This window comes from Mycolicibacter virginiensis (assembly GCF_022374935.2).
GTDB classification, from domain to species: domain Bacteria; phylum Actinomycetota; class Actinomycetes; order Mycobacteriales; family Mycobacteriaceae; genus Mycobacterium; species Mycobacterium virginiense.
The window spans coordinates 111316-120866 of record NZ_CP092430.2; the positions used below are offsets into that span (position 1 = coordinate 111316).

The window sequence follows — 9551 nt, forward strand, 5'->3', positions numbered from 1 at the left end:
ATGTGGGCATACCGGTTGATCGCGCCCTATCAATTCGAGAAGATCGAGGCCCCCGATCCACGCGAGCAGCAGCTAGGCGCGGGGCAGGTGCTGCTGCAGTTTGTCGCCGCCGGGGTATGCGGCAGCGACCTGCCGGCCTTCCGCGGCGCGCAGGGCAGGTTGGCCGGTGACGACGGCGCCCGGGCCGCGGAGAAGCTCGGCTTCCCGATCCACGAGATCGTCGGTGACGTCATCGCCAGCCGGCATCCGCTGCACCAACCCGGTGACCGGGTCGTCGGTTGGGCGTCGGGCTTCGACGGACTGATGGAACAGGTGATCAGTGACGGCGACGGACTGGTGGCCTACGACCTGGCGTTGGCGCCCGCCCAAGCCGTGGGCCTGCAGCCGTTGGCGTGTGTGCTCTACGCCGTCGAACAACTGCCCGACCTGGCCGGGCGCCATGTCGCGGTGATCGGTCAGGGGTCGATCGGTCTGCTGTTCAGCGCTGTCGCCAAAGCCGCGGGTGCGCGGCGCGTCACCGGTGTGGATCCGGTCGATCGCCGAGAGGTGGCGTCCGCCTTCGGGATTGACACCGTGGTCCAGGCGACAAGTGACCGCTGGGTGCACCACCTGGACGCAGCAGACCGCCCGGAGATCGTGATCGAGGCGGTCGGCCACCAGGTTGCCACCTTGGGTCACGCCATCGAGGCGGTCGCTCCCGGCGGCACGGTGTTCTACTTCGGTGTCCCCGACGACGACAGCTATCCGATCAGCATGCGCACCATGCTGCGCAACAATCTGACGTTGATGTCCGGAATCACCCAGGATAGGCGGCGGATGCTGGAGGTCGCAGGTCGATTCGCCGCGGAGCATCCAGAACTGTTGGGCGACTACGTCACTCACATCTTCGGCTGCCATGAAGCCCAGGCCGCGTTCGAGTTGGCGAGTCGACCGGTGCCGGGCCGCGTCAAGATCGCGATGGTCGCATGACGTCGGCGCTGCATGCCGCCCTGGCGGACCGGGCCCCGCTCTGGGGCGGCTGGGTCACCGGGCCCACGGTGCTGGGCCCGGAGGAATTCGCCCGCGCCGGCTACGACTACGTAGGATTCGACGCCCAACACAGTTACCTCGATGACGCCGACATCGCCGCCATGCTGCGGCACACCGAACACCTGCCGATCGCCACCGCGGTCCGACTGCCCAACGCCGATGCCGCCCCTATCGGACGGGTGCTCGATGCCGGCGCCGACGCGGTCATCATCGCGCTGATCGAGACCGCCGAGCAGGCGGCCGCCGCGGTGGCCGCTACCCGCTATCCCCCGACGGGGACCCGCAGCTTCGGGCCGCTGCGCCCCGGCCTGGGCCGCGATCTTGCCGGTCTGGAATCGCGAGCGGACGTCTTCGCGATGATCGAGACCGCCGCGGCCCTGGGGGACGTGGAACGGATCTGTGCGGTGCCCGGCCTGGCCGGCATCTACGTCGGACCCGTCGACCTGGCGATCTCGATGGGTGTCGACGTCTCCGAATCCACCACGCACCCCGACCTGCTCGCGGCGATGACACGCATCCGGGGCGCGGCGGCGGAAGCGGGCGTGATCGCGGCGGTCCACGGCGGATCGGGCGCGGCGGGGGCGGTGCTGGCCGGGCTGGGCTTCCAGATGATCACGCTGGCCGCCGAGTCCCAGGCACTGCGCCGGGGAGCCCTCGAACATCTCGACGAAGCGAGGGGCCGATGAGCTCGGCACGGGTCGCGTTGGTCACCGGCGCCGCCCGCGGCCAGGGTTGGGCGATCGCCGAACGACTGCGCGCCGACGGATTCGCCGTAGTGGCCGGCGACATCAACGAGGCCGAGCTGAATGCCGCCATTACTGCGCGGGCTGACGACGCACTGATCGGCGTCCACCTCGACGTGACCTGCCCCGAACAATGGCACGCCGCGGTGGCAACCACCGTCCAACGGTTCGGGGCGCTGACCGCGCTGATCAACAACGCCGGCACCCTGCACCGTGCGGCGATCGCCGATGAGACACCCGAAGACTTCGAAAAGGCCTGGCGGGTCAACTGTCTGGGCGCATTCCTGGGAATCCAGGCGGCGCTGGACCAGCTGCGGACGGCCGAGGGCGCCGCCATTGTCAACACCTGCAGCACCGGGGCGATCCGTCCCTTTCCGCAGCACAGCGCCTACGGGTCGTCGAAGTGGGCGCTGCGCGGCCTGACCCAGACCGTCGCCGCGGAGCTCGTCACGGCGGGCATCCGGGTCAATGCGGTGTTCCCCGGGCCGATCGCCACCCCGATGCTCGACGAAGTCACCCAGCAGCGCCTGGCCGCGGTGTCGGCGGGCGGCCGGCTCGGCCGGCCGGTCGAGGTGGCTGACGCGGTGGCGTTCCTGGTTTCGCAAGCCGCGTCGTTCATCACCGGCGCCGAGCTCGTCGTGGACGGCGGCCAGTGCCTGCAGATCCGATGAACATCGGCATCATCGGCGCCGGGCCGGGCGGGCTGGCGCTGGGAATCCTGTTGCAGCGTGCGGGATTCTCCGACTTCACCATCTTCGACCGGGAGGACGGTGTCGGCGGCACCTGGCGGATCAACACGTATCCGGGGCTGGCCTGTGACGTCAAGTCACACCTGTACTCCTATTCCTTCGACCTGAATCCGCACTGGTCGCGGCAGTGGTCGCAGCAACCCGAGATCCTGGCCTATTTCGAGCGGTGCGCCGCCGACCACGGCCTGGCCGCGCACCTGCGGCTGCGCACCGAGATTCGCTCGGCCCGTTGGGAAGAAGACCGCCGCCAGTGGTGTCTGACCACCGACACCGGCGCGCAGCATCGGTTCGACGTGGTGGTCTCGGCCGTCGGGCTGTTCACCCAGCCGGTGCTGCCCGATCTGATCGAAGAACAGCCCTTCGCCGGCACCGTGATGCATTCGGCGCGGTGGGACCATTCGGTGCCGATCGCCGGGGCGAAGGTCGCCGTGCTCGGGACGGGTTCGACCGCGGCGCAACTGCTGCCGGAGCTGGCCGAGGTCGCCGAGAAGGTGTACTCGCTGCAGCGGTCACCGACCTGGATCCTGCCCAAGCCGGACCGGCGCTACACCCCGCGGGAGCGATGGGCCTTCGCCCGCATCCCATTGGCCAAACGGCTGTACCGGATGCGACTGTGGCTGCGCAGCGAGTCGAACATCTCGGTGATCGAGAACGGCAGCGACAAGACCCGGGAGTTCACCGATATCGCGCGAAAACTCTTGGACAGCACCATCGCCGACGAGCAACTACGCCAAGCGCTCACCCCGGATCACCCGCTGGGCTGCAAACGTCTGGTGTTCTCCTCGGACTACCTGCCCGCGCTGGCCCGACCCAACGTCGAAGTGGTGACCAGCCCGGCCCGGGCCCTGCGCTCCCGATCGGTGGTCACCGAGGACGGCACCGAGTGCGAGGTCGACGTGGTGGTCTGCGCCACCGGATATGCCGCTGCGGACTACCTCGGTCAGATCGAGGTGACCGGGGAGGACGCCACCACGCTCAAGCAGGCCTGGCGGGACGGGCCGCGTGCTTACCTCGGTATGGCGATGCCCGGGTTCCCCAACTTCTTCATGCTCTACGGGCCCAACACCAACGTCGGCTCCAACAGCGTCATCTTCGTGCTGGAAGCCCAAGCGCGCTACATCGTGCGGGTGCTCAAACACCTTCGGCGCACCGGCAAGTCCTACGTCGCCGTGCGGCCGGCCGCGCTGGCCGACTTCATCACCAAGATCGACCGGTGGATGCACGGCACCGTGTGGACCACCCGCTGCAGCAACTACTTTCGTGCCGCCAACGGCCGGGTGGTCACCCAGTGGCCGCGCAGTGCCGGCGCCTTCTGGGCGATGACCCGCCGATTCCGGGCCGCCGACTTCACCTTCGAACCACCAGTCAGTGCGGATCGAAGGTGATGATCTGACGTACCGCGGTGCCGTCGGCGAGTGAGTCCATGGCCTCATTGATCTGCTCCAGCGGCACTGTCGCCGACACCAGCCGCTCGACGGGGAGCCGGCCCGCTCGCCACAACTCCACGAAGCGAGGGATGTCACGCGCGGGGACCGCCGAACCCAGATAGCTGCCGATCAGTGAGCGTCCTTCGGCGACCAGACTCAGCGGGGACACACTGATCCGGGCGTCCGGCGGCGGCAGGCCGACGGTGATGGTGCGCCCGCCCGGCGCGGTCAGGCCGATCGCGGTCTCCAGCGCGGCGGGGTGGCCCGCCGCCTCGATCACCACCGGGGCGCGCACGCCGGCGTCGAGTGCCTGCTGCGGCGTGTAGGTGCGGTGCGCGCCCAACGCGGTTGCGGCGGCCATCTTGTCCGGCAGCCGGTCGATCGCGATCACCTGCACGCCATCGTGGGCCAGCGCGGTCAGCACCGCGGCCATCCCGACCCCGCCGAGCCCGACCACCGCGACGGTGCCACCGGGCGCCGGACGGCCGACGTTGAGTACGGCGCCGCCGCCGGTCAGTACCGCGCAGCCCAGCAGGGCGGCCACTGTCGGCGGCACGTCGTCGGGAACCGGCACCGCGCTGGCCGCACTCACCACCGCATGCGTGGCGAACCCGGAGACACCCAGGTGGTGGTAGACGGTCTGGTCGGCGCGGTGCAGCCGCAGCCCGCCGCCGAGCAGAGTGCCCGCGCCGTTGGCGGCGCTGCCGGGCTCGCACGGCGCCATGCCGTCGGTGGCGCACGCCGCGCAGTACCCGCAGCGCGGCAGGAAGGTCAGCACCACCCGCTGGCCGGGGCGCACCCCGGTGACCCCGGCGCCGACCGCCTCCACGATGCCGGCGGCCTCGTGGCCGAGCAGCATCGGCACCGGTCGCACCCGGTTGCCGTCGACCACCGACAGATCGGAGTGACAGACCCCGGCGGCCTCGACGCGCACCAGCAGCTCGCCCTCGCCGGGCGGGGCCAGCTCCACCTCCGTCACCGTCAGCGGGCGCGAGGCGGCGTAGGGGCGAGGCGCACCGATCCGCTCCAGTACGGCCCCGCGGATCGCGATCATGCTGGAATACAACCATGAGTGTCCCGCCCGCGCCGGAAGGGTTGACCAGCCAGGACTTTCCGGTGCACTGGCCGGTGCTGACCCGCTGGGCCGACAACGACATGTTCGGCCACCTCAACAACGCGGTGTACTACCAGCTGTTCGACACCGCGATCAACGGCTGGATCGCCGCCCATGTCGATATAGACCCGGTCGCGATGCCCGAGCTGGGGGTGGTCGCCGAATCGGGCTGCCGATTCCTGGGCGAACTCGCCTTCCCGGACCGGCTGGCGGTGGGGCTGGCGGTGACCCGGCTGGGGCGCAGCAGTGTCACCTACCGGCTCGCGGTGTTCCGCACACCGGATGACGCCGGCGCCGTCCCGCTGGCCGCGCTCGGGCACTGGGTGCACGTCTATGTCGACCGCACCACCCGGCGGCCGGTGCCGATCCCCGACGGTATTCGCGCGTTGCTGGCCACCGCCCAGGTTTAGCTCGGCGGCAGTTTCGTCGGTGGCTATGCTCGGCGGGTGCCGCTCGTGAGTAAGACCGTCGAAGTCGCCGCCGACGCCGCCACGATCATGGGGATCGTGGCCGATTTCGAGGCGTACCCGCAGTGGAACGAAGAGGTCAAAGGGATTTGGGTGCTGGCGCGCTACGACGACGGCCGGCCCAGCCAGCTGCGGCTGGATGCGTCCTACTCCGGCTTCGACGGCACCTTCATCCAGGCGGTGTACTACCCCAGCGCGACCCAGATCCAGACCGTGCTCCAGCAGGGCGATCTGTTCAGCACGCAGGAGCAGCTGTTCTCGGTGGTCGAGATCGGCCCCACCACGTTGCTCACCGTCGACATGAACGTCGAGACCGAGATGTCGGTGCCCAAGCCGATGCTCAAGAAGGCCTTCAGCAACGCATTGGACTACCTGGCTGACAATCTCAAACGGCGCGCCGAAGAACTGGCTTCGGGCTAGCACGAAGCGGGAGACCCGAATTGAGCCACCCAACCGTCGACCCCGCCGAGCAGCCCTACCGCGCTCGTCGACAGAACTGGGTCAACCAGCTGGACCGGCACGCGCTGATGACACCGGACGCCCCGGCACTGCGGTTCCTGGGCCAGACCACCACCTGGTCGCAGCTGCGTGATCGGGTTGGCGCGCTGGCCGACGCCCTGAGCCGCCGCGGGGTTCGCGCCGGTGACCGGGTGATGATCCTGATGCTCAACCGCACCGAGTTCGTCGAGTCGGTGCTGGCCGCCAACATGCTGGGCGGGATCGCGGTGCCGGTCAATTTCCGGCTCACCCCGCCGGAGATCGCCTACCTGGTCACCGACTGCGAGGCCAGGGTGCTGATCACCGAACCGGCACTGGTGCCGGTCGCCGCCGGTGTGCGAGAGCTGACCGGACTGCTGGACCACGTGGTGGTGGCCGGCGGTTCAGCGAGGCTCGACGGAGGAGAGGCGAAGCTGGGACCGCCGCATGAGCCCGGAGCGCCGGCCGATGAGGCGGCGGGCCTGCTCGCCTACGAAGACCTGATCAGCGAGACAGGCGAGCCGCACGCCCCGGTGGACATCCCCAACGACTCACCGGCCCTGATCATGTACACCTCGGGGACCACCGGCCTGCCCAAGGGAGCGGTGCTCACCCACACCAACCTGGTCGGTCAGACGATGACCGCGCTGCACACCGCCGGAACCGGCACCTCCGACGTGGCCTTCATCGGTGTGCCGTTCTTCCACATCGCCGGTGTGGGCAACCTGTTGCCCGGCATGTGGCTGGGCATCCCGACCGTCATCAACCCCCTCGGCGCTTTCGACGCCGGCCAACTGCTCGACGTGCTGGCCGCCGAGAAGGTCACCGGCATCTTCCTGGTGCCGGCTCAATGGCAGGCGGTCTGCGCCCAGCAGCAGGCCAACCCGCGCGACATCCGGTTGCGGACCATGTCGTGGGGTGCGGCGCCGGCCTCCGACGCCTTGCTGCGACAGATGGCCGAGACCTTCCCCGGCACCAAGATCCTGGCGGCCTTCGGGCAGACGGAGATGTCGCCGGTGACCTGCATCCTGCTCGGCGAGGACGCCACCAGAAAGCTCGGTTCGGTCGGCACGGTCATCCCGACCGTCTCGGCCCGGGTGGTCGACGAGCAGATGAACGACGTCGCGGTCGGCGAGGTGGGCGAGATCGTCTACCGGGCGCCCACCCTGATGAGCGGCTATTGGAACAATCCGGAGGCCACCGCCGAGGCCTTTGCCGGCGGCTGGTTCCACTCCGGCGACCTGGTCCGGATGGATGAAGAGGGCTACGTCTGGGTGGTCGACCGCAAGAAGGACATGATCATCTCCGGTGGCGAGAACGTGTACTGCGCCGAAGTGGAGAACGTGCTGGCCGATCACCCCGATATCGCCGAGGTCGCCGTCATCGGCCGCCCGGACGAGCGATGGGGCGAGGTACCGATAGCGGTCGCCGCGCTGTCCCGGGCCGGCCTCACCCTGGCCGACCTCGACGATTTCTTGACCAAGCGGCTGGCGCGCTACAAGCACCCCAAGGCGCTCGAGATCGTCGACGCCCTGCCCCGAAACCCGGCCGGGAAAGTGCTCAAAACGGAACTGCGCATTAACTACGGGACGGCTCAGGGATCCGAGCGGGGCAGCACCCCAAGCGATGCCGCGCGAAACACCGATGAGTGAGGTGGCGGCACGTTACTCTCCGGTAGGAAGCCCGCGTAGGTTCCGCCCGTTCGATGTCCTTCTCACGGAGACATCAGGTATGGTCCGATGGTCGCCAAGGGCACTTCGGGCCGATAAGGTGACGCGGGTCTCGCTGAACGACGGACGGGAGAAGACACTGTGCGACGCGGTTCCTTGCTGAGTCGTGCGGCGGGATTTCTGGTGAGGGGGGTGGTGTGACGGCTCCAGCGCGTCCTCGTGTCGCCGACTTCCTCCGGGATCGGGTGCTGCCGCCGCTGATCATGGTCGGCGGATTCTTCAGAATGTGTGCCCTGACCGCCCGCGCGCTTTTCGTACGCCCGTTCCAATGGCGCGAGACCCTGCAGCAGGGCTGGTTCATCACCAGTGTCGCCATCATTCCGACCATCGCGGTCGCCATTCCGCTGACCGTGCTGCTGGTCTTCACACTGAATATCCTGTTGGCGCAGTTCGGTGCTGCCGACGTTTCCGGCGCCGGCGCCGGTATCGCCGCCGTCACCCAGTTGGGGCCGCTGGTCACCGTGCTGGTGGTCGCGGGCGCCGGCTCCACCGCGATCTGTGCCGACCTGGGTGCGCGCACCATCCGCGAGGAGATCGACGCGATGGAGGTACTCGGCATCGATCCGATCCATCGACTGGTGGTCCCCCGGGTGATCGCCGCGACCGTGGTGGCCTTGCTCCTCAACGCCTTGGTGATTGTGATCGGCTTGACCGGCGGCTTCCTCTTCGGTGTCTACCTGCAGAACGTGTCCGGCGGCGCCTATCTGTCCACGCTGACTCTGCTCACCGGGCTGCCCGAGGTGGTCATCTCGACGGTGAAAGCCAGCGTGTTCGGACTTATCGCGGGCTTAGTCGGCTGCTATCGCGGACTTACCGTCCGCGGCGGCTCCAAGGGTCTGGGCACCGCCGTCAACGAAACAGTCGTGCTGTGCGTGCTTGCGTTGTTCGCCGTGAACGTGGTGCTGACCACCATCGGCGTGAAGTTCGGAACGGGGACCTGACATGTCGACATCGACAGTAGTTCGGGGACGCTTTCCCGGGCTGGTTGCGAACTACCAGCGCTACGTCGGGATGGCCGGCCGCGGACTCGAAAGAAGCGGCCGGCTCGGCTGGTTCTCGGTAACCGCCCTCCGGCAGATCCCGTGGGCGCTGCGCCGGTACCGCACCGAGACGCTGCGTCTGGTCGCTGAACTGGGCATGGGCACCGGCGCCATGGCCGTGATCGGCGGCACCGTCGCCATCATGGGCTTCGTGATGCTGGCCGGCGGCTCGCTGATCGCGATCCAGGGCTTCACCTCGCTGGGCAACATCGGTGTGGAGACCTACACCGGTTTCGCCGCGGCCTTGGTCAACGTCCGTGTGGTCGGCCCGGTCAACGCCGGTATCGCCCTGGCTGCGACGGTCGGGGCGGGAGCCACTGCCGAACTCGGCGCGATGCGCATCAGCGAGGAGATCGACGCCCTCGAAGTGATGGGGATCAACTCGATCGCCTACCTGGTGTCCACCCGCGTGGTGGCCGGCTTCACCGTGATCATCCCGCTGTACGCACTCGCGCTGATCATGGCGTTCGCCGCACCGCAGATCGTCACCACACTGTTCTTCGGACAGTCGTCGGGTACCTACGACCACTACTTCCGAACGTTCTTGCGGCCCGACGATGTGTTCTGGTCGTTCATTGAAACGATCTTGATCGCGGTGGTGGTCATGGTCACCCACTGCTATTACGGCTTCAACGCCAGTGGTGGTCCGGTCGGCGTCGGTGCCGCGGTGGGCCAGTCGATGCGCCTGTCCCTGATCACGGTGCCCACAGTCGTGCTGCTCGCAGCGTTGGCGCTCTACGGCGTCGACCCCAACTTCAACCTAACGATGTGACGC

The 9551-nt window shown here is 68.5% G+C and carries 10 protein-coding genes; 9 read left to right on the plus strand and 1 reads right to left on the minus strand.

The window, feature by feature from the left end; genetic code table 11:
• Genes MJO54_RS00580 through MJO54_RS00595 form a run of 4 tightly spaced genes read left to right on the plus strand, consistent with a single transcriptional unit; the run spans position 1 to position 3906 of the window.
• On the plus strand, positions 1-969 hold the full coding sequence (locus MJO54_RS00580) for a zinc-binding dehydrogenase (protein ID WP_046283319.1): 969 nt from the start codon (positions 1-3) through the stop codon (positions 967-969).
• Positions 966-1715 carry an HpcH/HpaI aldolase family protein gene (locus MJO54_RS00585; protein ID WP_046283318.1) on the plus strand — a complete coding sequence of 250 codons (750 nt, stop codon included), beginning with the start codon at positions 966-968 and terminating at the stop codon, positions 1713-1715. Before MJO54_RS00580 ends, MJO54_RS00585 begins: the two co-directional genes overlap by 4 nt.
• The gene (locus MJO54_RS00590) at positions 1712-2443 is read left to right on the plus strand and encodes an SDR family NAD(P)-dependent oxidoreductase (RefSeq protein WP_240175491.1); all 732 of its coding nucleotides are present in this window, start codon (positions 1712-1714) and stop codon (positions 2441-2443) included. Before MJO54_RS00585 ends, MJO54_RS00590 begins: the two co-directional genes overlap by 4 nt.
• Positions 2440-3906, plus strand: a complete 1467-nt coding sequence (locus tag MJO54_RS00595) for a flavin-containing monooxygenase (RefSeq protein WP_047320354.1) — start codon at positions 2440-2442, stop codon at positions 3904-3906. Before MJO54_RS00590 ends, MJO54_RS00595 begins: the two co-directional genes overlap by 4 nt.
• Here the strand turns inward: MJO54_RS00595 and MJO54_RS00600 are convergent.
• Positions 3887-5002, minus strand: coding sequence for an alcohol dehydrogenase catalytic domain-containing protein (locus MJO54_RS00600; protein WP_047320408.1), 1116 nt, complete (start codon positions 5000-5002; stop codon positions 3887-3889). The genes MJO54_RS00595 and MJO54_RS00600 overlap by 20 nt on opposite strands.
• Before the next feature lie 14 nt (positions 5003-5016).
• Here MJO54_RS00600 and MJO54_RS00605 point away from each other — a divergent pair, with 14 nt between their 5' ends.
• The 5 genes from MJO54_RS00605 (at position 5017) to MJO54_RS00625 (ending at position 9548) form a co-directional block, all read left to right on the plus strand.
• Entirely contained in the window at positions 5017-5472 is a 456-nt protein-coding gene (locus MJO54_RS00605; protein WP_047320355.1) for an acyl-CoA thioesterase, read from the plus strand.
• A 36-nt stretch (positions 5473-5508) separates the two neighbouring features.
• The gene (locus MJO54_RS00610; RefSeq protein ID WP_047320356.1) at positions 5509-5949 is read left to right on the plus strand and encodes an SRPBCC family protein; all 441 of its coding nucleotides are present in this window, start codon (positions 5509-5511) and stop codon (positions 5947-5949) included.
• Between the two features lie 20 nt (positions 5950-5969).
• Entirely contained in the window at positions 5970-7658 is a 1689-nt protein-coding gene (gene fadD5 / locus MJO54_RS00615) for a fatty-acid--CoA ligase FadD5 (RefSeq protein ID WP_047320357.1), read from the plus strand.
• A gap of 281 nt (positions 7659-7939) precedes the next feature.
• The gene (locus MJO54_RS00620) at positions 7940-8677 is read left to right on the plus strand and encodes an MlaE family ABC transporter permease (protein WP_109519646.1); all 738 of its coding nucleotides are present in this window, start codon (positions 7940-7942) and stop codon (positions 8675-8677) included.
• Position 8678: 1 nt separating this feature from the next.
• Positions 8679-9548 carry an ABC transporter permease gene (locus MJO54_RS00625; RefSeq protein ID WP_047320359.1) on the plus strand — a complete coding sequence of 290 codons (870 nt, stop codon included), beginning with the start codon at positions 8679-8681 and terminating at the stop codon, positions 9546-9548.
• Positions 9549-9551 lie beyond the last annotated feature (3 nt).